24 protein-coding genes are annotated in these 25121 nt (G+C 35.6%); 6 read left to right on the forward strand and 18 right to left on the reverse strand.

Annotation, left to right across the window (positions count from 1 at the left end; genetic code table 11):
* Positions 1 to 137 precede the first annotated feature (137 nt).
* From AC4BC5_RS02655 to yidA, 3 genes are read left to right on the forward strand one after another with little or no spacing between them, the layout of a single operon-like run.
* Complete coding sequence (locus AC4BC5_RS02655; protein ID WP_490496627.1) at positions 138 to 953, forward strand: lipoate--protein ligase family protein; 816 nt, start codon at positions 138 to 140, stop codon at positions 951 to 953.
* On the forward strand, positions 937 to 2295 hold the full coding sequence (locus AC4BC5_RS02660; RefSeq protein ID WP_490496628.1) for an HD domain-containing protein: 1359 nt from the start codon (positions 937 to 939) through the stop codon (positions 2293 to 2295). The genes AC4BC5_RS02655 and AC4BC5_RS02660 overlap by 17 nt, the downstream gene beginning before the upstream one ends.
* A 13-nt stretch (positions 2296 to 2308) precedes the next feature.
* A complete protein-coding gene (yidA, locus tag AC4BC5_RS02665) occupies positions 2309 to 3124 on the forward strand; it encodes a sugar-phosphatase (RefSeq protein WP_490496629.1) in 816 nt (271 codons plus the stop codon).
* 49 nt (positions 3125 to 3173) lie between these two features.
* Here yidA and AC4BC5_RS02670 read toward each other — a convergent pair whose 3' ends face one another.
* Entirely contained in the window at positions 3174 to 3617 is a 444-nt protein-coding gene (locus tag AC4BC5_RS02670; RefSeq protein WP_490496630.1) for an NUDIX hydrolase, read from the reverse strand.
* Positions 3618 to 3784: 167 nt separating this feature from the next.
* On the opposite strand from AC4BC5_RS02670, the gene gloA reads away from it, so the two are divergent.
* Together gloA and AC4BC5_RS02680 are read left to right on the forward strand one after the other, a co-directional pair.
* Complete coding sequence (gene gloA, locus AC4BC5_RS02675; RefSeq protein ID WP_490496631.1) at positions 3785 to 4159, forward strand: lactoylglutathione lyase; 375 nt, start codon at positions 3785 to 3787, stop codon at positions 4157 to 4159.
* Between the two features lie 60 nt (positions 4160 to 4219).
* Complete coding sequence (locus AC4BC5_RS02680; protein WP_490496632.1) at positions 4220 to 4924, forward strand: gamma-glutamyl-gamma-aminobutyrate hydrolase family protein; 705 nt, start codon at positions 4220 to 4222, stop codon at positions 4922 to 4924.
* 220 nt (positions 4925 to 5144) lie between these two features.
* On the opposite strand, the gene AC4BC5_RS02685 is transcribed toward AC4BC5_RS02680, so the two are convergent.
* The 16 genes from AC4BC5_RS02685 to zapA form a co-directional block, all read right to left on the reverse strand.
* The gene (locus AC4BC5_RS02685) at positions 5145 to 5594 is read right to left on the reverse strand and encodes an ASCH domain-containing protein (RefSeq protein WP_490496633.1); all 450 of its coding nucleotides are present in this window, start codon (positions 5592 to 5594) and stop codon (positions 5145 to 5147) included.
* 3 nt (positions 5595 to 5597) lie between these two features.
* Complete coding sequence (pbp4, locus tag AC4BC5_RS02690; RefSeq protein WP_490496634.1) at positions 5598 to 7613, reverse strand: penicillin-binding protein PBP4(5); 2016 nt, start codon at positions 7611 to 7613, stop codon at positions 5598 to 5600.
* 386 nt (positions 7614 to 7999) lie between these two features.
* Positions 8000 to 9025, reverse strand: a complete 1026-nt coding sequence (locus AC4BC5_RS02695) for an alpha/beta fold hydrolase (protein WP_490496635.1) — start codon at positions 9023 to 9025, stop codon at positions 8000 to 8002.
* Between the two features lie 128 nt (positions 9026 to 9153).
* Positions 9154 to 10407 (reverse strand): ABC transporter permease, encoded by a 1254-nt coding sequence (locus AC4BC5_RS02700; protein ID WP_490496636.1) that lies wholly within the window; start codon positions 10405 to 10407, stop codon positions 9154 to 9156.
* Positions 10400 to 11299, reverse strand: a complete 900-nt coding sequence (locus AC4BC5_RS02705) for an ABC transporter ATP-binding protein (RefSeq protein WP_490496637.1) — start codon at positions 11297 to 11299, stop codon at positions 10400 to 10402. Before AC4BC5_RS02705 ends, AC4BC5_RS02700 begins: the two co-directional genes overlap by 8 nt.
* Before the next feature lie 22 nt (positions 11300 to 11321).
* Positions 11322 to 11999 carry a DUF2812 domain-containing protein gene (locus AC4BC5_RS02710; RefSeq protein ID WP_490496638.1) on the reverse strand — a complete coding sequence of 226 codons (678 nt, stop codon included), beginning with the start codon at positions 11997 to 11999 and terminating at the stop codon, positions 11322 to 11324.
* Positions 12000 to 12018: 19 nt separating this feature from the next.
* Positions 12019 to 12324 carry a PadR family transcriptional regulator gene (locus AC4BC5_RS02715; protein WP_490496639.1) on the reverse strand — a complete coding sequence of 102 codons (306 nt, stop codon included), beginning with the start codon at positions 12322 to 12324 and terminating at the stop codon, positions 12019 to 12021.
* Between the two features lie 147 nt (positions 12325 to 12471).
* Positions 12472 to 13518, reverse strand: coding sequence for an ornithine cyclodeaminase family protein (locus tag AC4BC5_RS02720; RefSeq protein WP_490496640.1), 1047 nt, complete (start codon positions 13516 to 13518; stop codon positions 12472 to 12474).
* Between the two features lie 12 nt (positions 13519 to 13530).
* Positions 13531 to 14664 (reverse strand): aminotransferase class I/II-fold pyridoxal phosphate-dependent enzyme, encoded by a 1134-nt coding sequence (locus tag AC4BC5_RS02725; RefSeq protein ID WP_490496641.1) that lies wholly within the window; start codon positions 14662 to 14664, stop codon positions 13531 to 13533.
* A gap of 23 nt (positions 14665 to 14687) precedes the next feature.
* A complete protein-coding gene (locus AC4BC5_RS02730) occupies positions 14688 to 15422 on the reverse strand; it encodes an amino acid ABC transporter ATP-binding protein (protein WP_490496642.1) in 735 nt (244 codons plus the stop codon).
* Between the two features lie 15 nt (positions 15423 to 15437).
* A complete protein-coding gene (locus AC4BC5_RS02735) occupies positions 15438 to 16937 on the reverse strand; it encodes an ABC transporter substrate-binding protein/permease (RefSeq protein WP_490496643.1) in 1500 nt (499 codons plus the stop codon).
* Between the two features lie 139 nt (positions 16938 to 17076).
* Entirely contained in the window at positions 17077 to 18858 is a 1782-nt protein-coding gene (gene uvrC / locus AC4BC5_RS02740) for an excinuclease ABC subunit UvrC (RefSeq protein ID WP_490496644.1), read from the reverse strand.
* A gap of 415 nt (positions 18859 to 19273) precedes the next feature.
* Positions 19274 to 19588 carry a thioredoxin gene (trxA, locus tag AC4BC5_RS02745; protein WP_207941181.1) on the reverse strand — a complete coding sequence of 105 codons (315 nt, stop codon included), beginning with the start codon at positions 19586 to 19588 and terminating at the stop codon, positions 19274 to 19276.
* An 81-nt stretch (positions 19589 to 19669) separates the two neighbouring features.
* Complete coding sequence (locus tag AC4BC5_RS02750) at positions 19670 to 22036, reverse strand: endonuclease MutS2 (protein WP_490496645.1); 2367 nt, start codon at positions 22034 to 22036, stop codon at positions 19670 to 19672.
* 84 nt (positions 22037 to 22120) lie between these two features.
* The gene (locus AC4BC5_RS02755; protein WP_490496646.1) at positions 22121 to 22669 is read right to left on the reverse strand and encodes a CvpA family protein; all 549 of its coding nucleotides are present in this window, start codon (positions 22667 to 22669) and stop codon (positions 22121 to 22123) included.
* Between the two features lie 16 nt (positions 22670 to 22685).
* A complete protein-coding gene (zapA, locus tag AC4BC5_RS02760; protein WP_490496647.1) occupies positions 22686 to 23126 on the reverse strand; it encodes a cell division protein ZapA in 441 nt (146 codons plus the stop codon).
* 163 nt (positions 23127 to 23289) lie between these two features.
* Between zapA and rnhC the strand changes: the two genes are divergently transcribed.
* Positions 23290 to 24198 (forward strand): ribonuclease HIII, encoded by a 909-nt coding sequence (gene rnhC / locus AC4BC5_RS02765; protein ID WP_490496648.1) that lies wholly within the window; start codon positions 23290 to 23292, stop codon positions 24196 to 24198.
* A gap of 24 nt (positions 24199 to 24222) precedes the next feature.
* Here the strand turns inward: rnhC and AC4BC5_RS02770 are convergent, their stop codons facing one another.
* Positions 24223 to 25104, reverse strand: coding sequence for a glycine betaine ABC transporter substrate-binding protein (locus tag AC4BC5_RS02770; protein WP_490496649.1), 882 nt, complete (start codon positions 25102 to 25104; stop codon positions 24223 to 24225).
* Between the last annotated feature and the right edge of the window lie 17 nt (positions 25105 to 25121).

Raw genomic sequence — 25121 nt, forward strand, 5'->3', positions numbered from 1 at the left:
TCTACTATTTCTTTTATATTGTTCACATTTTCAGCTTATTTGTCAATAAAACAAACTGTTTTGATGTTTTTCACGTGTTTTCAAAATATTTTCGTATATAATAAAAGAAAATAATTAATTAAAGAAGGGAATTTTCCATGAAGCAATTATTCGATCAAGCAATATTTACGGAAAACAATACGTATCTTCCCTTTGCCTTAACAGATGTCTTTATAGAGCATGCTAGTGAAACATCACAAGAAATGATTCACTTTTGGCAATGTGATCAAACATTTATTTTAGGAATGAAAGATACGCGTGTTCCCCATTTACAACATGGCTTAGCACAAGTTTTTCAAGACAATTACCTGCCAGTCGTTAGAAATTCAGGCGGACTAGGTGTTATTGCAGACAAAGGTATCTTAAATATTTCACTGATTTTTCCAAGAGAAGAACATACAACAACAGATAGTGCCTACGAACAAATGATGACGTTAACGCAACAAGCATTTCCTGAATTAAAAATTGCTGCTTATGAAATTAGCGACTCTTATTGCCCTGGAACGTTTGATTTAAGTGTTAACGGTAAGAAAATTGCAGGGATTGCTCAGCGTCGTGTCAAAAATGGCGTTGCAGTTATGATGTATCTCAGTGTTAATGGCAACCAATATCAACGTGGTGAAGTTGTTCGTAATTTCTATCAAGAAAGTCTTAAAGAAAAATTTGGTCAAGATGGTTATCCCGCTGTCGATCCAGCCTGTATGACAACTATTGAAGCAGCGTTGAAACAACCATTATCTATCCAGCAAACAAAAGAACGTTTCATTCAAACCTTAGGTATTCAATCTATCGCCACTGATCCGCTACAATGGGTCAAAAAAACAGTACATTCTGAATTACTCGAAAAAAAATTAATCAGTATGCAACAACGTAATTTACAGATAAAGGAGTTAAACGATGGCTATTCCCTATAAATTTCGGAAATTACCAATAGAAAAAGTATTTCGTGATCCCGTCCATCAATATGTCCATGTCCAGCATCAAGTAATCTGGGATTTAATTAATACGAAAGAATTTCAGCGTCTTCGTCGGATTAAACAATTAGGAACATCTTCATTCACCTTTCATGGTGCTGAACATAGTCGTTTTTCACATTCTTTAGGCGTCTATGAAATCACACGTCGAATTTGTGATGTCTTCAAACGTAATTACTCAATTGATAGCCTTACTGATGGCTGGGATGATTCCGAACGTCTAATTGCTTTATGTGCAGCATTGCTTCATGATGTTGGTCACGGACCTTATTCACATACGTTTGAACATATTTTCAATACCAATCACGAGGCGATTACAGTTGAGATTATCACATCGCCTGATACCGAAATCTATCAGATTTTAAATCGAATAGAAGAAGGTTTTCCTGAAAAAGTTGCTAGTGTTATTATGAAAACTTATCCTAATCCTCAAGTTGTTCAAATGATTTCAAGCCAAATTGACGCTGATCGGATGGATTATCTTTTGCGAGATGCCTATTTTACAGGAACAGAATACGGAACATTTGATTTAACTCGCATTTTACGTGTCATTCGTCCCTATAAAGGTGGTCTTGCTTTTTCAATAAATGGCATGCATGCAGTCGAAGATTACATTGTAAGTCGTTATCAAATGTATGTTCAAATCTATTTTCACGCAACATCGCGTGGAATGGAAGTTGTTTTAGAGCATCTTTTAAATCGCGCCCATGTTTTATATAAAAAAGATCCCAAATTTTTTGAAAAAACCTCACAACTTTTACTGCCCTTTTTAGAAGAAAATTTTTCATTGGAAGACTACTTACGCTTAGATGACGGTGTCTTAAATACTTACTTCAATCATTGGTTAGATAGTCATGATTCGATTTTAAATGATCTAGCAGCTCGCTTTTTAAATCGCAAGCCTTTCAAATCTTGTCGCTTTTACCCAGATACACAAATGCCATTAATTGATAAGATGAAAGACATTGTATCTGAAGTTGGTTTTAATGCAAAATATTATACGGGAATTAATTCTAACTTTGATTTACCTTATGATTTTTATCGTCCCAAACGCGACAAGCATCGTACACAAATTGAATTACAGCAAAAAGATGGAACCTTAATTGAACTATCAAAAGTCAGTCCATTAGTGAAAGCTTTAGCTGGTCAAGAACAAGGTGATCACCGTTTCTATTTTCCTAAAGAAATGGTTGACCAATCATCTAAAGACAATTATGATTTATTTGGAGAGTCATATCAGCAATTTGCTAGTCATATTCATAACGGCGAATTGATTGAATAATAAGGAGGAAAACATGTCAATTAAATTAATTGCTATCGACATCGATGGTACCCTACTAAACAGTCAGCATCAATTAACGACCGAAGTACGCACAGCACTAAAACAAGCTGAAGCCCAGGGAGTTAAAATTGTTTTATGTACAGGCCGTCCTTTAACCGGAGTAGAGTCTTTATTAGAGGAGTTGGATCTATTTAGCGGCAATGATTACGTAATCACTTACAATGGTTCACTTGTTCAAAGTACTCATGATAAGGAAATTGTTTCAAAATTTGGCTTAAGTTATGATGACTATTTAGAAATTGAATTGTTAGCACGCAAACTAGGCGTCCACTTACACACAGAAACAGAAGATACTATGTATACTTCCAATCGTGACATCAGTCCATACACTATTCACGAAGCTTTCTTGGTAAAAATGCCATTAAAATACCGAACGCCTGAAGAAATGACTGATGAATTGTCAATTATCAAAATGATGATGATTGATGAACCAGCATTTTTAGATGAAATTATCCCACTTATTCCTAAGAGTTTTATGGAAAAATATACAGTGGTCAAAAGTGCGCCATTCTTTCTAGAAATTTTAAATAAAGAAGTCCATAAAGGAGCCGCTCTTGAACGTTTAGCTACTCATTTAGGACTAGATTGTTCAGAAGTTATGGCATTAGGCGACAACGAAAATGACGTAACCATGATTGAATATGCTGGCTTAGGTATTGCAATGGCAAATGCAACAGATAATGTAAAAAAAGCTGCAAATGTTATTACTGCCTCAAACGATGAGCATGGTGTTGCCCAAGCCATTAAAAAATATGTATTAAACGACTAAAAAAATTCCCCACAAGCTTCTCTTTAAAAAGATACTTGTGGGGAATTTTTTAGTCTTCTTTTAACCATTCCTGTACAGCCCAACGATGACTCCCACGTTTTAACAATAACATCGCATCTGCTGGTGTGACCCAAGCAAGTTCGTTGGTTGTCTCTGTAGGTTCTGCTACTTTTTTCCATTCATCTACGACATAAAAATATCCTGGATGTTCGTAATAGGTATCGCGATGACTAGAATAAAAATATTCAACTGCTTCTCCTAAATATTTACCAACTTCTACCTCAAAACCAACCTCTTCTAGCATTTCCCGATTAATGGCTTGTAAATGATTTTCTCCATGTTCGATTTCGCCACCTGGCAAAAAATATGCGCCATTTGGTGCTTGCACAATAATAATTTCTTGTTTATTTTCTCGATGAATCACAACATAGGCACCAAAACGTGGTTTATAAATCTTATCAACTTCCCTTTTCCCAAAAATCGGCTTCTCCATTTTATCCTCCTTGTAAAACTGTTTTCTTTTGATTGTAACGGATAGTTGATTCTTAGACAAGTTTCAACGATATAGAAAATTTAGAGAAAATCAGGACAGTTCTCTTATCAATAAAAATCTGATATGTTATGATACATATATTAAAATAAGAAAGGATGATTTTATTTATGAAAATGGCACACACTTGTGTACGCGTAAAAGATTTAGAAGCATCTTTGGACTTCTACACAAAAGCATTCGGTTTTGAAGAAAGTCGTCGTCGTGATTTTCCAGATGCAAAATTCACTTTGGTTTATTTAACATTACCTGAAGATGACTACGAATTAGAATTAACTTACAACTATGACCATCCAGGATATGACTTAGGTGATGGTTACGGTCATATTGCTATTTCATCAGATGATGTGGAAGGTTTACATGCCAAACACAAAGAAGCTGGCTTCAATGTAACTGATTTGAAAGGTTTGCCAGGAGTTCCTCCTTCATACTACTTCATCATTGATCCAGATGGATACAAAATTGAAGTTATCCGCGAACATTAATTCGCAAAACTCCTTCTACCAGTTAGAAGGAGTTATTTTTTACCAAGGAGGTTTTCTCATTTGAAACCAATCATTGGCATCGCTGGTAATGAGCGCACTATGACCATGAATGAAACGTTTTGGTTGTCTTATACCTCACGTAATTTTGTAGAAGGTATTCAAGATGCTGGTGGATTACCGCTTGTTTTACCTATCGGACAACCTGAAGATGCAAAAACATATATTCAACGAATTGATAAGTTACTTTTAGGAGGCGGACATGATATAAACCCTCAATTGTACGGGCAAAAGCCTCATCCTTACTTAGAAGAAATTAATGAAAAACGAGATACATTTGAATTAAAATTAATTGATGAAGCGGTCAAACAGGGTAAACCAATTTTCGGAATATGTCGCGGCATGCAGTTATTAAATGTGGCTTTTGGCGGCACTTTACATCAAGATATCTCTTTATTTGGTTCGACACCAATAAAACACGTACAAGAATCCGAGATGACTAAACAGACTCATTCTATTCAAATTAAAGCTAATAGTCGCTTAGCTGATTTTTTACCCGAATATTATTCAGTTAATTCTTACCATCATCAAACCATCAAAAAAGTAGCCCCTAATTTCACAGTGACAGCTCAAGCACCCGATGGAATTATCGAAGCAATTGAAGCCAAAGAGTTACCTATCCTAGCAATTCAGTGGCATCCAGAGTTAACGCGAAATACTTTGGCAACTGAACAGCAGTTGTTTACTTATTTTGTTCAAAAACTATAAAAAGATACCGAGATTAGTAAAAAAAAACCAACTATCCACAGCATAGGCCTGTGTCATAAAGAAAAACAAGGCGAAAATAGCCGAACAATAGAAGGATTATGCCAAATTAAGGAGCACTCTTCTATTGTTCGGCTATTTTACGCTCAATCTACTATGCACAGTCTAAACATTTAATGAGTTAGACATCTTATCGTCCTTAAACTGATGCCAGCGTCTTTTTTTAACGATAAACCACTTCAAAGTCTTCAAAAATAATCTCCATGTCAAATGAAAAATCAAAACCGCTTGCTTCTCCTACCTCTTTAAAAAAAGAAATATGGTTTTGTTGCCATGATTCAAGAGTTTCATCCTCACCTTCACGGCAACAAACTTCAAAAGTCATTTGCTGAAATTGCAGCTGTTGGACTGCTTTAGTTTCAATCACACATTGAGGTTGTCCCCAATAATCAGTGACAATTGACAAATCACCAACTTTAGGATAATCATTCACTGAGTTGTATTGATAAACACTCGATGTTGTAGCCGTTTTTTTACCTTCTAAAACCAGTGTTACTAATTGCGCAGCAGCTTGTTCGCTATTGCCAAAATAGAAAACTTCAAAATATTTTGTGGTTGCAGCCCTATTTGTTTTTTCTAGAAAAGCTTCCCAATACTTTTTTATATTTTCCATTAATTACTCCTTTTGTTCTAAATACTTCACTAAATCACCGCTATGTTCAATAGCAGTCCCATATTCTCGAGAATTTTCTACCATAGTAATTCCCATAAACTGTTTATTTTCAGTATCAAAATATAATAAAAAACTATTCTCTATTCCAGTCGTATCTTGTTTCTCTTTAATTTCTGCTGTTCCCGTTTTAGCCGATAAAATAAAGTCAGGATTATAAAATTGATGCACATAGCCATCTTCATCCGATACACTATGAACTAAATCAGCTAAGATGGTTGTTGCAGCGCTCTTAGAAATCACTTTTTCTTTGACTTCTGTTTGTTGATAATCCATCAAACGTGGATAGGTCAATTGACCATCATTCATAAAAACACTATACATCGCAGCTTGTTGAATAGGCGAAATCAACAACTCTCCTTGACCATATCCAGTATCAGCTAATAGAATATCGGTTGAAAAAGATTTTTCATTGGAAAGTGACGCAGGTTCCATGTAAAAAGGCAAATCCAGTTCCTCATCAAAAATAAAACGAGACAACCCTTCCCTAAACTTATCTTCACCTAATTCCAGTGTTTTCTGCGCAAAATAAATATTATCAGAATACACTAAAGCTTTCTCCAAATTGATTGGCGATGTGTCTTTGACTCGAGTCACTTCATAAGAACCCCAGCTTTGGTCTTTTTGCCATTTCAATCCTGAAATCGCTACTTCCTCTTCTGGTTTAATTATTCCTTGATCTAAACCAATCGCTCCAGTAATTACCTTAAAAGTTGATCCCGGGGCATAACGATTGGTAAACCGTGTCATAAAAGGTAATTTTTCATCATTAGCATACGCATCGTATTCTTTTTGAGTCATGCCTAACATCATTTTGTTTGGATCATAAGAAGGTGAGCTAACAGTAGCTAATAGATCACCGGTTTGTGGTTGCATAATTACTGTAGAGCCGGATACATTTTCTAGATTTTTAAAAGCTGTCTCTTGTACTTTAGCATCAAGTGTTAATTTCAAAGGCGCCGCATCTTTACGCTCTTTTTCTAATAAAATGTCTTTTACTGTTCCTTCTTCCGTTAAAATTTCAATTTTGCCACCTGATTCTCCACGCAATTGTTTATCAAAAGTTGCCTCTATACCTGCTTTTCCAATGATAGCTGTCTCATCTAGTGATTCATCTTTTTCGATATCTTCTTTAGTAGCTTGGCCCACATATCCGATTAAATGAGCGGCTGCTTCTTTTAATGGATAATAGCGCTTATTGATATGACCGATAACAGCTCCTTCTGGCAAATCTTTTAATGGATTATTTTCTTCATCCCCATATAGCGTTTTAACAGGGACAAAAACATCGCCGGTTGCCCATTCAGGTGTTAAACGTTCTTTTAATTGATCTACAGGAACTGAAAAAGCTTCACTAATCGCCTCTAAACGCTGCTCTTTCTCTGCATTTTCTCCTAGCTTACTAGGATTTAAACCTAATTGCTGATAGTCACGATTCGTTGCTAATTTCTCGCCATTGCGATCAATAATTTCACCTCGTTCAGCGATATCTTCTTGGATATTGATTTTATCTTTCCCTTCCATTTCAGGGAAAATTAAGTTAGGCGCCCAATCAATCACAGGTTGTTTATCTACCCACTCAACTGTTGTTTGATAGGCTACATCCTTTAATTCCCCTAAAAAAGTATCAAAAGATACATTGTAAGATAATTTATATACTTCTTTATTTTTTTCAATTTTCATGTCAGAAACTTGAGCGCTCTCAGTATGTAACGCAGAAAAAATAAGTTGGTATTTATCCACTACTTCTTGTTTTGTATAGCCGCTACTTTTAATAGAGGATGGATTAAAATTCTCAATCATTTGTTCATAGGAGCCTTTTTCTAAAGCATCGAGATAGTTATCAGTCACTTGTTTTACTTCTCGCTCTTTTGCTCCTTGCAAATACCAATAAGTCCCTCCACCAAGTGCACCGATTGCGATAACGGCACCGGTAATCATTGCTATTTTCTTTGATGACATTCATTTCCCCCACTTTCTTTTCAATTAATTATGTCATACCAAAAATTGAAAAGCAAAAAGCTTAAGAAAATTTAGAGAGGGGCTCTCCGCAAACTAAATAAAAACAACTGAACTATAATGAGTAATTTGACTACTTCTATTGACTCATAGACTACTCGTTTATTGTTCAGTTATTTACAATTTAATAATCTTCTCATCCATGTCTAGACCTTACATCGCATCAATACCACGAATTACTTTTTTCATACACCACAAGCCCTATCTCAGCTATTACCTATCTTTGTTTCACTTCAGAAACTACTTCCTGTCAGCTTCTCGCCACTGCTCCTTCACAATAAGTAACTAAACATGGACGCTGTTTCCCCACTTATTACTCAAATAACTATTTATTTTGAACCACTTTCAAAGAAATCCACAATTAATTGATACACTAATTTATTTTCAACTTCATTGAGAACTTCATGTTTCATCTGTGGTAAATCAATAATGTCAATATTATGATACCCAATTTGTCGTAACGTGTTTTCTGTATCTAACAACCCTTGCTCGCCACCTGTAATATTCCAATCTTCTGCACCTGTAATACTTAAAATTGGTAATTCCGGATGTTGACAAGTAAAGTTCACCCAATTTTTTAATTCACGATTGGTGTGCCAAATAGTTGCCACCCCCCGATTATCATACCCTGGAATCATCCAAGGATCATTAATAGCTTTTTCCAAGTGTTCTGCACTAGTCGTTAACCATGTTTTGTCGTCTGACCCAAAATCAGATAATTTCTTCAAAATCCATGAAAAGCTATGCTCTCCAGCCACTTTATTAGCTACTTCCGCAATGGAGCAGGCTAGTTTCACATTTTTTTCGTATTGGACTGTTCCAGTTAATAGTAATTTATCAATTTCTGTATCATGCTTTTGTAAATAGACACGAGCTAACATTGAGCCAAAAGAATGACCATATAAATAAACGGCTTTATTAGGAAAACGTTGCTTAATAAATTTTGTGATATTCACTTGATCTTCCACCATCCGTTCGGTTCCCGGCATATGCCCTAAAATAAATTCTTCATTAATCGATTGGCCATGACCACGATTATCACTGATGACCACAGCGTAACCATTCTCTGCTAGATGCTTGGCAAAATCTAAATAACGTTTCCGATGTTCCAAAATACCATGGATAATTTGAACAACAGCTTTTATTGGACGATAAGTTGGACGGACAAGGCTTATTGCTAATGGCAACCCATCTGATGCGACTAAAAAAAGATCTTCTGTCGTCGTTTTAAGCAACCCTTGCTCATCCATTGGAAACTCTTCCTCAATAGTAATAGTTTCTGGTCGGTTACGGAATAGCGCATAAAGTCCGACCCCAGCACCAATTAAACTGCTATAAAATAAGGCTTTTTTCATAATACATTCCTCCTAATTTCCTCATTGGCTTTATTGTACCGAAAAAAAGAAATTTAGACGAACAAAAAACAGACTGATCGTATAATAAAGCGACTAAAAGAGCGCTCATACAATCAATCTGTTTTTCATTAATTTTGGCTTTTCATTAAACGGAAAGACTGTTTCAACGTTGCTAGAATACCGTTATCATTATAAACCAATACATTGGATTTATACATTTTTGCACAACCAAGCGTTAAGGCAATCGTTGCAATCAATAAGATAGCAACCGAAATTAATGCACCGCCCATTCCGACAGTCTCATTTGCTAAGCGAATTGGCATAATATAAGACGATAGAAATGGAATATAAGAAGTCACACGAATCACAATATTATTAGGATCCATTGCCCCTAACATTATTCCTAGCATATAACCACCTAGTGATAGATACGTAACTGGTAAAATCACTTTAGATGTATCTTCTGCTTTGTTCACCAATGATCCACATAAAGCTGCCAAAACAGCATAGATGAAAATACCTAATAAAACAAAAATTAATGTGAAAACTAAAAAGTTACCTAGAATAGCCTGTAGTGAGATATTTGCTAAGAAAGTTTTAACAGCTTCCATGTCTTTCACCCAGTTATAACTAATAGCAAATGCGACCGCATAAACAATCATTTGTGTTAATGCAACTAATAGAATACCAAATAGTTTGCCATAAAAATGTGTTTGTGCTCGTGTACTTGACAAAATTACTTCCATAATACGCGTACCTTTTTCAGAAGCAATTTCTTGGGCAATAATGCCCGCATAGGTCATGATGAAAACAAATAGAAGTATCGTTCCACCAAAACTAATGATATATTGGATTGCACTATTGTCTTCTCCAATAATCATTTTACCATTATCATCAAAACTTACTTTTTGCTTAGTAAATTCAGCCGATTGACTAAGACTTGCTACTTGTTCTGTAGTTAAGCCCAGTTGTTGCGCACGAGTTGAACCTTGAATACTTGATAAAATTTGTTGTAGCGTTAATTCAGTCGTTTGTCCTAAACTTGACTCACTAAATAATTCTCCTTTTATCGTATCATCCATTACATGTAAAATAAGAAAAGCATCAATTTCTTCCTCATTCATTTGTTTTTCAGCTTCATCTTTAGAATCTAACACAACAAACTTATAATCATCATTTTCTACCTGAGCGACTGCTTGAGCTAACTCATGTTGATCAGAAACTAAAGCAATTTTATCAACATCACTTGCACGACTAGCAAATTGTCCACCAGCATAAGCCAAACCACCAATAATAAATGGTACGAGCAACATGATAAAGAATGAAACTGATTTTACATTTTTCTTGTAGACATCGCTTGCAATTACCCAAAATTTATTCATTGATGTCACCTGCTTTCAATTTAAAAATTTCTTCTAGCGTGGGTGGTTGTTGATTAAACATTGGAATATAACCGTCTGCTGTTGCCAGATTAAATAACTCTTTACCGGCTTCAGGATTAATTAAAGTAATCTCCAATGAACTATCCTCACGAGTTTTAACGTGTTGAACACCAGTTATTTGCTCAATAGACTCTTTCTTTAAATTCGATTCTAAAAAAACTTTGGTGCGACCAAACGATTCCCGTATTTCATGAACTTTTCCATTTAAAACCATCGAACCATCACGTAACATAATTAAATGATCACAAATTTTTTCTACGTTATCCATATTATGACTAGAAAAGATAACACATGAGCCTTTTGATTTTAATTCAATGATACCATCTTTTAAAAGTTCAGCGTTTACTGGATCTAAACCACTAAATGGTTCATCTAAAATAACTAACTTAGGTTCATGAATTAAAGTAGAAATCAACTGCACCTTTTGCTGATTACCTTTTGATAATGATTTAATTTTATCTGTTTTTTTCCCTTTTACTTGAAATTTGTCCATCCACTCATCAATCTTGGGCTCAATTTCTTTTTTGGTTTTTCCACGTAACTTTGCAAAATAAATTAACTGATCTTGAATCGATATTTTGGGATATAGACCTCGTTCTTCTGGTAAATAACCAATCACATCATAATCTTTTGCACTTAATGATTTACCATTCCATAATACTTCTCCTCGATCTGCTCGTAGAAAATCCAAAATCAAACGAAACGTTGTTGTTTTTCCAGCACCGTTTTGTCCAATCAATCCCATAATTTCGCCATCTTGAATTCGAAATGACAAATCATTGACTGCTGTATATTCGCCAAATTTTTTGACTAAATGTTTTGCTTCTAACATAGTGACTCCTCCTCCATTTCTCTTAGAAAAAATACCCAAAAATAAAACCAATCAATCCACCAAGAATGGCCCCTAATAACAAATTAAATAAAGTATCTAACCAAAATCGTTGTTTCTTAGCAAATTTTTCAGGATTACTAAAAAACTCTGAACGATCTTTATAACGCCAACGCATTAATCGACCACCAATAAAATAAATAAGCGGAAAGAAAAATAGCCCTGTTCCTGCTCCTATAAAAAGGCCTATAAAAAAATTCTTTTCTACAATTTGATAAGTTAGCAAAATAGTCACTAATGTAATAATTATAAAACCCAAAATAGTTGTTTTAAAAGAGTTTTTAAACAACCATTTCTGCTCCACTTCTAAACGCTCTGCGTAACTTGCTTTATCAGAAAAAATATTAGGTGTGCCTGGATCACTCATAAAGTAGAAATACTTTTTATGGTAATTACTCAAATATGTCCAACCACTCGCTTCATACATCTCTAAATACTCGTCAATTTCTTCTTGTGTTTGATTTCCCGTATAAAAATCAATCGCAAATTGCTTGTCTTGGATTGGGGCTTTTTCAAAAACCAAAAAACCTAATTGATTCATTTTGACAAATTGCCAGCCTTTTCGCGCCTGCTTCGCTAAGCGTAACATTTCTTTTTCTGCATAAAAACTAACACCTAAGCTATATAAATATTTTCGTTTCAACCTTAACACCCTCCAAACACTAATCAAATGGTTCCAACATTTTTGCACCCGCTTGATAAAATATTTTCCGTCGTTGGACTTCTTTTTTTAACACGTCAATCCCTTTTGATGTGATATGATAAATTTTTTTGCGATCCGAGCTTTCTTCTAATTGAATCCATTCGCTTTTGACTAGTTTTTTTAAGATGGTATACATACTTGCAGGTCCAATCTCAACTTTTCCCTCCGTTAAAATAGTTATTTCCTTCATAATCGCATAACCATGCTGCGGTTTTAATAAAGCTAATAAAATTAAATAGGTGGAATCAGTTAATGTTTCATCCATCGTAATCACCTCACCTATATCATCATCCGATATATCACTTAATGATATATTATCAAGTGATATATTTTTTGTCAAATTACAGCCAAACTTTTGGATCCCCAAAAGATAAAAAAAGCTAGAAACCTTTTGAAAGATTTCTAGCTTTTTTTATAGTTCTACTACTTGTCCAATATTTTTTTCTGCTGCAGTATCTAAAATTTGTTTGGTCACTGCTAAATCCTGCAAAGCAATTCCTGTTGAATCAAAAATAGTTATTTCTTCTGCAGACTGACGTCCAGCAACTTGTCCTAATAACAATTGTCCGATTTCAATTAATTGTTCAGGATGCACTTTACCGCTTCGAATGGGTATCTCTAATTCCCCCATGGTCATCGATTGATTCAAATCATCTACAAAAATTCGTGCTGTTTCCATAATTGCTGTGTCAATTTCTTGCTTACCACTCATGTCAGCTCCCATACAGCTAATATGGGTCCCTGGTTGAAGCCATTCTTTTTTTATAAAGGGCTCTTTAGCAGGTGTAGCCGTAACAATGATATCACTGATTGGCACAGCCTCTTTTAATGGTAATACTACAAATTCTATTTCTTGAATATTCTTTTTAATTTCAGGAATTTCTTCCAGCAATGGACTTGTTTCCACTAGATTGAGAAGCTTCGTACGACAAGTCGTCACAAAATTTTCTGCCGAATCTAACTTACGTGGACTACTTATAATCACTTTTTGAATCTGAGGTAATGCAATTAAATGACTGAGAATTTCAAATAATGCTAGGTGTCCTGTTCCTGCCATCAACAAAGTAGTTGCATCTTTTCTAGCTAACCATTTACTTCCGATTGCACCCGCAGCACCTGTGCGGACACCTGTGATATAACCAGCATCGACTAAACCAATGGGCTGCCCTGTTTCACTATCAAATAGCATGGTTGTCCCATATAAAGCAGGTAGATTTTTCTGCGGATTTTTTCCATACCAAGAAACTAGTTTTAACCCATAGATTGCTAATTCTTTCATATAACCCGATTTGATGTCCATATCAGCAACACCAGGTTCAAACTCATAAAAAATCATCGGCCACAGGGTACTGTTTTCCAAAGCTTTACTACGATAAACTTCCTCCACTGTTGCGATTGTTTGTTTAGGTGACAAAACTAGTTGTACCATTTGTTGACTTAATACACGAATTTTACTCACAATAACTCTCCTTTATTTATCTAATTTTGCAAGAAAATCAGACAAACGTTCCAAGCCAGCAATCATGCGCTCTTCTGGTTCTCTAGCATACCCCATACGAAAGCATTGTTCTAAATCAAAAACAAAGCCAGGCATTAATAGAACACTTTGCTCTTCAATGACGCGTCGACAAAATTCTTCAGAAGACAGCGAACTTTCGTAAAAGGGCAGAGCGACAGTTCCCCCTTTAAAAGGTGTACATGATAACTTTGGCTCACTATCAATCCATTTCGTGAACATCGCAGCACGAGAAGTTGTAATTGCCATGTTTCGTTGATGAACCACATTTTTATGTTTCAACGCTAATGCTGCAATATATTCATCAATTCCTCCATTACTAATCATTGTATAATCACGATGAATATGGACAGCTTCCATAAATGATTGGTCTTGAGAAGCAATCCAGCCTAAACGTAGACCAGCTAAAGCAAAAGCTTTTGACATACTTCCTAAACTAATTCCTTTTTCATATAAATCCGCCACTGATGCCGAAAAGCCAACACTGTGAGTTAACCCACGATATGCTTCATCACAAATCAAGTAGGCATCATGTTGGCGAGCAATTTCAACCATTTGTTGTAAATGTTCATCACTGATTACATCTCCAGTGGGGTTGTTAGGATTGTTAAAAACAATCGCTTTTGTTTTATCCGTTGTCAAATTGGCTAGTTTATCCAAATCAATCGTGTAGCCTGTTGCTGTTGCTTCCAAAAATAAATAATCAACTTTGGCTCCAATTGACTCCGGAACAGAATAAATTTGTTGGTATGCTGGTAAGATTGCCACTACATGGTCGCCAGGTTCAATCACTGTTACCATGGTCAAATGAGACGCACCTACACCACCATGTGTTGAAATAACTTGCTCTTGGCTGATATTATCATAAAGTTGAGCAATTCCAGCACGATAATCTGGATGTCCTTCAATAACTCCATAATTTAATTTACGTGAAAAAATATCTTCTTTAACTTTTTGTTCATCTTCACCAGTTAATTGAATTAATTCTTGTAACGAAAATGGCATAATAGACGTACTTGTTAAATTATAATCTACCTCTGTTTCATAAATACTTAGCCAACGTTCAACGCCAAATGGTTTAATATACATGTTCTACTACTTCCAATCTTTAATTAATGTAATACTTTACTCAAGAAATCAATGGTTCTTGGATGTGTCGGACGATCAAATAAAGCTTCAGGCGTTCCTTCTTCAACAATTTTGCCACCGTCCATAAATAACACGCGGTCACCTACTTCTTTGGCAAATCCCATTTCATGTGTCACAATCACCATAGTCATACCAGCTTGGGCTAAATCTTTCATAACATTTAATACTTCGCCAACCATTTCAGGATCTAAAGCAGAAGTCGGCTCATCAAATAACATGACATCCGGATCCATCGCAAGTGCCCGAGCAATCGCAATCCGTTGCTTTTGTCCGCCAGATAATGAATTAGGATAAGCATTTGCCTTTTCTTCTAAACCTACTTGTTTCAATAAACGTAGACCATTTTCTTTGGCTTGATCTGACGTTCGTAGTCCAACTTTTACAGGTGCTAAGCAGATATTTTCCATCACTGTTTTATGTGGAAACAAGTTGAACGATTGGAAGACCATTCCTAATTTTTCTCGTACTTTAAAGATATCAATTTTTGGATTAGTTAAGTCTTGGTCCTCAAAAATAATCGAACCTTTTGTCGGTACCTCCAATAAATTTAAACAACGTAAAAAGGTACTTTTCCCCGACCCAGAAGGACCGATGACAACTACTACTTCTCCTTTTTGAATCGTCGTATCAATGCCATTTAATACTTGATTGTCGCCAAATGCTTTATGCAAATCGACTATTTTAATCAATTCTGTCATTTTTTTCATCTCCTTCTAAATTTTTGATGAACGAGCCAGTCTTTTCTCGAATCGTGATACTAACCAAGAAACACTCCATGTAATAATGAAATAGATAACCGCCGCAATCAATAACGATTCCATTGTTCGATAAGTTGCAGCTTTAACTGTATCAGCAACAAACATTAATTCTGAAACAGCAATAACCGAAAGCAGTGATGTCTCTTTAATCATTGACACAAATTCATTTCCTAAGGCTGGTAAAATATTCCGAATCGCTTGTGGCAAAATAATCTCTTTCATTGTTGTTCGTTGATCTAATCCTAATGAATAGCCAGCTTCCATTTGTCCACTATCAACGGCATTGATTCCTGAACGGATAATCTCAGCAACATACGCACTGGAATTAATGGATAAGGCGATACACCCTGGAATCAAACGTGCAATGTTTATATCCCAAATGTGGATAGCTGGGATTTTCAATAGCGTTGACAAACCAAAATAAAAAATAAAAACTTGTAGTAACGCGGGTGTGCCACGTAATACTTGTATATAAAAATAAGCAATACTACTAATAATTTTATTCGATGATAAACGCAATAGTGCCACTAATATTCCTAATACAGTTCCGGCAATTACACAGATAAATGCTACACCGATGGTAGTCAATGCACCTTTTAAAAAGAGTGGGCCATAAATTTGCAAGGTACTACGTGAGTCAATATCTCCCACTTTGGCGGCTTCAATATTTTTTTCTAAAAGTTCTTCAATCAAACCTTTTTCTTGCATATCAGCAATAATTCGATTGACTTCCGTAATCAAAGCTTGACTTTCTTTTGGAAAAGCAATCGACTGTGCTGTTTTTTCTTCTGGTACTTCAATCTCAATATCAGCAATGACTAAATTCGGATAAATATCCAAATAATTTCGAGCAGCTAAATAACCAACAACACCGGCATCGACAGTTCCGGCATTAATTTCAGCAATCACTTCTGGCAATTTCCCTAAAGAAACGGGATGAGCATGACCAATGTAATCATGTAAGATTGTTTCTTGGGTAGAGCCTTTTTGCGCCGCTACTTCTTTGCCAGTTAGGGCTTCAAGTGATGTAAACTGTTCTTCTTTATCTTTGGTGGTCAAAACCACAAAAGGCAGATTATGATAACTGTCTGAAAAACTGATGACTTCTTTGCGCTCAGGTGTTGGATTGAATCCAGCCAAGGCCATATCAAACTCGCCCGCTTGAACACTTGGTACCAGTCCGTCAAACTTCATATTGGTAATTTCTAATTCCACACCTAATTCTTCAGCTATTTTCTTAGCAATATCAATATCAAATCCAACAATTTCTTCTTTACCATTATTCATACGAATGTATTCTTTAGGTGGATTGTCTGCTGATGTTCCTACTATTAATGTCCCACGATCTAAAACTTTTTGTAATGAATCATCCGTCTGCGCAGATACATCAATACTCCATAACACAGGTAGAAAAACCACTAACATACCTATTAAACCAATTACCTTTTTCCTCATAGGTAAACCTCCTAAGTAATGAATATTTTTATAATTATTCATTTGCCTTCCTCGTATTATAGTTCATTTTCAACAAATATTTCAAGGAAATGTTTTAATTTTCTGAATTTTCATCAAGAAAAAAAACTAGCTTTAACAGCTAGCTCTTTTCTTGATGTAATTCATGATAGACATTTTTCGCAACATTTTCTGGCAAACCGTGTGCGCGTAGCTCCTCTACTGTTGCTTCTTGAATCTTTTTCAGTGACTTAAATTCTTTTAATAACATTTTTTTCCGTTTTGGCCCCAACCCTTCGATATTATCTAAACGAGAAGAAAAACTGTTTTTGCTACGTAATTGACGATGGAAAGTAATCGCAAATCGATGTACTTCATCTTGAATCCGTTGAAGTAAAAAGAATTCTGCTGAGTTACGTTCTAAAGGCACAATGGCTAATTCAGAACCAAATAACATTTCACTTGTTTTGTGTTTATCATTCTTTGCTAAACCAGCAATTGGAATGTCCAAACCTAATTGATTTTCTAAAACATCTCTCGCCACATCGACTTGACCCTTGCCTCCATCAATGATAATTAAGTCTGGGAATGGTAAATTTTCTTTTAAAACTCGTGCATAACGGCGATAAACCACTTCACGCATCGAAGCATAATCATCTGGTCCTTTGACCGTTTTAATTTTATATTTACGATATTCATTTTTAGCTGGCTTCCCATCAATAAAAACGACCATTGCTGAAACAGGGTCTGTTCCCATAATATTGGAGTTGTCAAACGCCTCAATTCGCGTTGGTGTAGGAATACCCATAACATTGCCTAGTTTTTCCACGGCACCAATTGTTCGTTCTTGCTTACGCTGAATTAAATCAAATTTCTCAGATAAAGCAACTTTTGCATTTTTACTAGCCAATTCTACCAGTTTTTTCTTTTCTCCGCGTTTGGGTTGCAAAATTTTTGTTTCAAGTAAGGCTTGAACGCTTTCTTGATCGATATCATCAGGAATTAGAACTTCTTTAGGTATAATATGTTCATTTTCTTGATAAAACTGACCAATATATGTGAGAAAGTCTTCTCTTGCCTCATTATAAAAAGGAAAAATAGAGACATCCCGTTCAATTAATTTCCCTTGACGTACAAAAAATACTTGGACACACATCCAACCTTTATCTACTGAATAGCCAAATACATCACGATCCATCAAATCAGTTTGTGTCATTTTTTGACGAGTCATGACAGTTTCAATTGCTCGAATTTGATCGCGATATTCAGCTGCTTTTTCAAATTCCATATTCATTGCTGCATCATTCATTTTAGCTTCCAAATCTGCTTGAATCTCACTATGTCCGCCACTTAAAAATTGCTTGATTTCTTTCACCATTTCTGTATAAGTCTCTTTAGGAACATCAAAAACACAAGGAGCCAAACATTGACCCATATGGTAATATAAGCAAACTTCTTTAGGCAAAACTTTGCACTTCCGTAAAGGAAATAAGCGATCTAACAGTTTTTTGGTTTCATTTGCCGCACGAACATCCGGATAGGGTCCAAAATAAAGTGCCTTATCTTTTAAAACTTTCCGTGTAATTAATAGCCTTGGATAATCCTCATTCGTAATTTTAATAAAAGGATAGGTTTTATCATCTTTTAGCATGATATTGTATTTAGGATCATTTTTCTTAATTAGATTAATTTCTAGCAACAATGCTTCAATGTTGGATTCAGTTACAATATATTCAAAGTCTTCAATCTCACTAACTAAGCGTTCTGTCTTGGTATCATGACTTCCTGTAAAATAAGAACGGACACGATTTTTTAAAATTTTCGCTTTTCCCACATAAATAATCGTTCCATTTTTATCTTTCATCAAATAGCAGCCTGGTTGATCGGGTAATAATGCTAATTTATTTTTAATTTGCTCATTCATGCAAATGACAGCCTCCGTTCTTTCTGTATTATTATAGCATATCAGAACATTCGTTCGTAGCATTTTAGTTTTATGTAATTGTGTCCCATCACTGTAGTCAAACCTAAAGAGTCACTACTCTCGTTCCACTCGACTAGTACTGCTCATCAACTATTCTCGCTCTCGTTCCACTCAGCGAATCATCGTGATTCCTTTGAGAGGTCACTACTCTCGCTTCACTCGACTAGTACTGCTCATCAGCTATTCTCGCTCTCGTTCCACTCGGCGAATCATCGTGATTCCTTTGAGAGGTCACTACTCTCGTTCCACTCGACTAGTACTGCTCATCAGCTATTCTCGCTCTCATTCCACTCGGCGAATCATAGTGATTCGCAGTAAAAAACCTGAGATGTGGATGACATCTCAGGTTTTATTCTTACATGTGTGGTGCAATCATTGCTTCGATTTGTTCTTTTGTTTGAACACCAATTGCTTTATCAACAACTTGACCGTCTTTTTTCAAGATTAATGTTGGGATGCTCATTACACCAAAAGATGCTGGGGTTTCTGGATTTTCATCCACATCCATTTTGACGATTTTGAATTCATCTTCATCATAATTTTCAGCTAATTGTTCTAAAATTGGAGCTTGCATACGACAAGGTCCACACCAAGTTGCCCAAAAATCAATTAATACTAAACCCTTATCTGTTTCTTCAGCGAATGTTGCATCTGTAATATTTTTTGCCATTTTTGTAACCTCCAATATTCAATATCAAGAGTATAGCATCTTCATTTACACTTGAAAACTATCTTGCTTACTCTTGATAAGTTATTTAAATTTTACGATTGTTGCCCCATTACCACCTTGGTTTGCTGGAGCGAATTCATAACTTTTGACACTACGATGATTTTTCAGATAATCAATAATTCCCTGACGTAACGCCCCGGTCCCTTTTCCATGAACAATAGTTACTTGTGGATAGCCTGCTAAAATTGCGGCATCCAAATACTGATCGACTTCGCTTAAAGCTTCTTCATAACGTTTGCCTCGCAGATCTAATTGATTCGATACATGAGAACTATCCGCCGAACGAACAGTGTTGACAATCCGTTGAACCGGTTCTTTTATCGGAGCAACCGGTTGAATATCTACTTCATCAACTTTCATTTTTAAAATACCTAATTGAACTTCCCACTGACCATTCGAAGTTTGTTTAATTAGTTCACCGCGTTGTCCATAAGAAGTGACTAAGACTTCATCGCCTGCTTTTAGTTTTTTTGCTTGTTTTGCTTTTTTTAAGACCTTATTTTTCTTCAAGTGATTTTCTTCTTGGTGTAACCCTGAAAGACGAGTTTTTGCATCAATTAATTCATGCTCTTTTACGCGTCCCTGACCACCTGTTAATTGCATTTTACGAATATCAGAAATAATTTTCTCGGATTCTTCTTTCGCTTCTTCTACGATTTGATTCGCTTTTTGACGAGCTTTAGCTAATTCTTTTTCACGTTCTTCAAAGAAATAGCTATAAGCAGATTGTAACTCTTCATGCAGTCGTTGGGATTCGTCTACATATTGACGAACTTCTAAATATTCCGTTTCTGCCATTTTGCGTCTATTTTCTAAATCAGCAATCATATCATTCAAGTCTTGACTTTCGCCATCCATAATTTGTTTGGCAGCATCAATAATATGCCCTGTTAAACCAAGTCGTTTTGAAATTTCAAAAGCATTACTTCGCCCTGGCACACCGATTAACAAACGATATGTCGGACTTAACGTATCCACATCAAATTCCATTGAAGCATTAACGGTTTTAGGTCGGTTATATCCATAAACTTTCAATTCAGGATAATGCGTAGTTGCCATTACATAAGCAGATTTTGCACCAATTTCATCTAAAATGGCAATTGCTAATGCTGCGCCTTCTTGAGGATCAGTTCCCGCGCCTAGTTCATCAAACAGAACTAAGCTTTCACTATCTACTTTATCTAAAATAGCAACAATATTTGTCATATGTGAAGAGAACGTTGACAAACTCTGCTCAATTGATTGTTCATCGCCAATATCGGCAAAAATTTCTTTAAAAATCCCCATTTGACTCTCTTCCTCAACAGGAATTGGTAAGCCTGATTGACCCATTAACTGTAATAAACCTAAAGTTTTTAATGTAATAGTTTTACCACCAGTATTCGGACCCGTAATAACGACCGCTTGATAATCTTCGCCTATCAAGATATCATTAGCTACAACTTTTTCTTGGTCAATTAATGGGTGACGAGCTTGTTTAAATAAGACATGATTCTCTTCACTAATTGCTGGTACGACTGCTTTCAATTCTTTTGCAAAGCGTGCTTTTGCATTCATAAAATCAAATTTCCCAATGACATAAGCATTATGAATGATGTTTTTACGATAAGGAACTAATTCAGCAGATAGTTCAGATAGAATACGAGAAATTTCATTGCGTTCAGCAATTTGATGCTGTCGTAGTCGGTTATTTAACTCTACAACTTGGCGTGGTTCAATAAACAATGTTTGCCCTGAAGCACTTTGGTCATGTACAACCCCTCCAAAAACACCACGATATTCTTGTTTTACAGGAATCACATAACGCTCATTACGCATGGTAACAATCGCATCGCTTAGATAACGAGCATTGCTTCCGCGTACAATATTATCTAGCGTTTCTCGAATCGTTTGCTCGCTACGACGAATATTTCCGCGAATGATTCGTAATTCAGGTGAAGCCTCATCAGTTACACGTCCATCTTCATCAATTGCGGTTTTTAAGCGACGACTTAACTCAGGTAAGGTCGTTAGCTGCTCTTCCCAGTCATACAAACGTTGGAATTCAATTTCACTATCACGCAAATCTTCTAAAAAATATTTGACTTCATTAGTTGTCGACAAAACTCGTGAGACTTGTGCTAATTCGATACCATTCAAATCGGCTCCAATTTCAATTCGTTTCATATGAGGGCGAATATTTTCAATTTTAGGTACGGGAATTCCACCACGCAGACGTTGCGCTTTTATCCCATCTTCTGTTTCTGCTAACCAAGCAGTAATGACTTGGATGTCTGTCACGGGCAATAAATCACGCAATTCTTCCTGTCCTTGAGCAGTCACTAAATAGTGCGAAATCTGTTGTTTTACTTGAGTAAACTCTAGTGTTTCTAAAATCCGTTTATTCATTCATTCTTCACCTACATTTCTTCTTTCATTTTGTTGCCAACAAAAGAGAGCAGGGTTGATTAACAACACAGCTGCTCTACTTTTTTAGCGAATAATATCTGTGATCCATAATTGATGGAATTGTTTAGATAAAAACAGTGATTTTTCAACAATCAAACTCATTGAACCACTTTTTTCAAATAATTGTTGAATGGCATCAAGTGGAATAGTTGTTAACAGGAATAAAACTAAGAAAATGAATGTATACGTAATTATCACATTCAAGACACCTGCAACTGCCCAATCATATTCAAACAAACTATTTCTAAAACGTAAATCTCTTAAAATTACTCCAACTAGTTTCGTAACTAACCAACCGACAACCATTAAAGAGATAAACGCTACTCCTGCATAATACGCTTGATCTAAATCAAACGACAGTTCTTGGCTATAAAAGGTCATTTTAGTATCTGGTGAAACAGAAAGATATGGCACATATAGTTCCAATTTTTCACCAAGTGATTGGTAAAAATGTTTTGCTACCAAAAATGAAACAACAAAACCTCCAAAATAGACCAATTGTAAAGTAGTTCTTCTTCTAGCACCTTCATAAAAAGCGAAAAGTAAAATTAAAAAGAGTAAAAATCCAATCATTCAAGTATCCTTTCTGCTACCCCTGTGAGGCTTTTTGCTGTATCGTTCTTTTCCGTTCTTCATTCAAAATTTGTTGTGCTTCAACGTGATTTCGAATTTTTTTATCTGCTTGTCCTGTCCGTTCAAGAACCTCTTTTGCCTCAACTTCGATTGCTTCAATTCGTTGAATACGATTCTCCAGTTCAACAACTCTAATTGCCTTTTGTTGAAGTTCTTCGTTCTTCTTTTTAAGCAAAAGTAGTTGTTCTTGTTTTTTCAGTTGATCGGAAATTGCATTAATCGCCAACAATATTGCTGCTTGTTCTGTATCCATATGTGTTGAAATAGCTTTAATTTCATTCAGTTGCGCATTGACAAGTTTTGTAACTCGATCCATATGCTGTGTACTTTCTGGACCAATAATTGTGTAACTTTGATTATCAATCATCGCTTTATAGCGTTTCTTTTGCGTCGCCACATGTTTCAGCTCCCTCATTCTTGCAAGTCTTTTCTATTATAGCACTTTCTATTGTTTTTTTCTTTACACACTTCTTAAAATTATAAAAGAAACAAGAAAATTTTTCTATGTTCAAAATAATTTTTTTGTATGGTAAAATCAAAAAATAGGAAGGAATGAACTTATGAGTACAAGTGTCATTAAATTATCCAAAAATGAATTACCCAAAGTCCTTGATTATTACCAATCATATATCTTGAATAAACAAGTACCCTATACACATTTTGTTGCCAAAAAAGATGGTATTACGATTACTGCATACACTTCAGGAAAAATTATGTTTCAAGGGAATCAAGCAGAAAAGGAAGCCAATCGTTGGCAAACTACTACTACCTCTTCATCTTCAAGTAGTAGTGATTTACCACAAAACTTCGCCGAAAAAAGCATTATTGGTAGTGATGAAGTTGGCAACGGTAGCTATTTTGGTCCCTTAATCGTTTGTGCTGTTTATGCAGAAACTACTATCTTGCCAACGCTAAAAAAATTAGGTGTCAAAGATTCAAAAATGTTAACCGACCCACAAATTCGACAAATGGCTCCTACCATTAAAAAGGCCGTTCCCTATCAATTATTGACTGTTTCGCCTGAAAAATACAATCAGATTCAACCACAATATAATGCTGTACGTATGAAAGTCGCTCTACATAATCAAGCGATTCAATTATTACTACAAAAAATTGCACCAACGAAACCTGAAGGCATTCTAATCGATCAATTTACAAGCGAAGCAAATTATCGCAAGTATTTAAAAATGGAAAAAAAACAGATTACTGATAACTTATATTTTATTACCAAAGGAGAACAATACCACTTAGCAGTTGCTGCTGCTTCTATTTTATGTCGTGCACATTTTTTAGAAGAATTGGAGCAAGCTTCTAAAGAAGTTGGCTACACACTTCCTTCAGGCGCTGGTAATAAGTCCGATCAAGTGGCTGCAAAACTTTTAAGAGACGGTGGCTTACCACTTTTATCTAAATACGCTAAACTACATTTTGCCAATACACAAAAAGCCCAAAAAATTGCAGAAAAATAAGGCATCACGCGGATGCCTTATTTTTTATTTTGCTTGTAAATCCTCAATGGAATCAATATCCATATAGTTTGGTACAACAAAACCATTTTGCGCACCAACTAGGTTTGCACCTAAGTCATCTATGTCGCCACCATATTTTTCATAAAATGATTGATGAGTTAGCGGTAACCATGGGGCTACACTAAAATCGGCTTGACCAGAAGCCACTGCTTGAAACATAATAGCTGGTTCTACATCAGTCATTTTTACAGTGTACCCTTGGCTTTCTAAAACCTGCTTGATTAACTCAGAAGATGCTCGTTCTGTATCCCAAGGAGTTGAAACTAATTCAAGAGTTTCTCCGTCAACTTTCTTTATTCCTTTAGTCCATTCAGACACTCTATCGGTATTAGCTTCTATCCACTCTTCCACAACTTCTGGGAATGGGCGATCAACACCATTATTCACTACTTCTTGCATATCATTTAATGTCCAATTAAAATTATCAATAATTTTATAAGCTTCAGGCTGTTCTTCTTTTAACTCTTTTCGAGCAATCGTCCGAATTTCTTCTTTGCCACCCATTGTTCCTTTTGGATCTTCTAACATTTTCAAATCGTATTCTTCAAAAATCCAATGAGGTGTCCAGCCAGTAACGATAATAGGTTCTTCGTTACGAATTGCTTGTTGTAATGAAGCTAACATTCCGGCAGTTGAACTTTCTTGTAATGTCCAACTCTGTAAATTTTCATAATCAGCCATTGTATGATGTGCAGCTTCAGTTATACCAGCACCAGGTTCTACTCCCGTAATCGTATAATCAGTAAATTCTTCTATATTTTCTTTATTGGCTGTTTGTTCTGTACCACAGCCAACTAATAATAATGTTCCTGCTAAAACCAACATGCTTCCTATTTTAATTTCCATAAACTTGTAATAATCCT

The sequence above is a fragment of the Enterococcus sp. AMC2644 genome, from assembly GCF_058216475.1.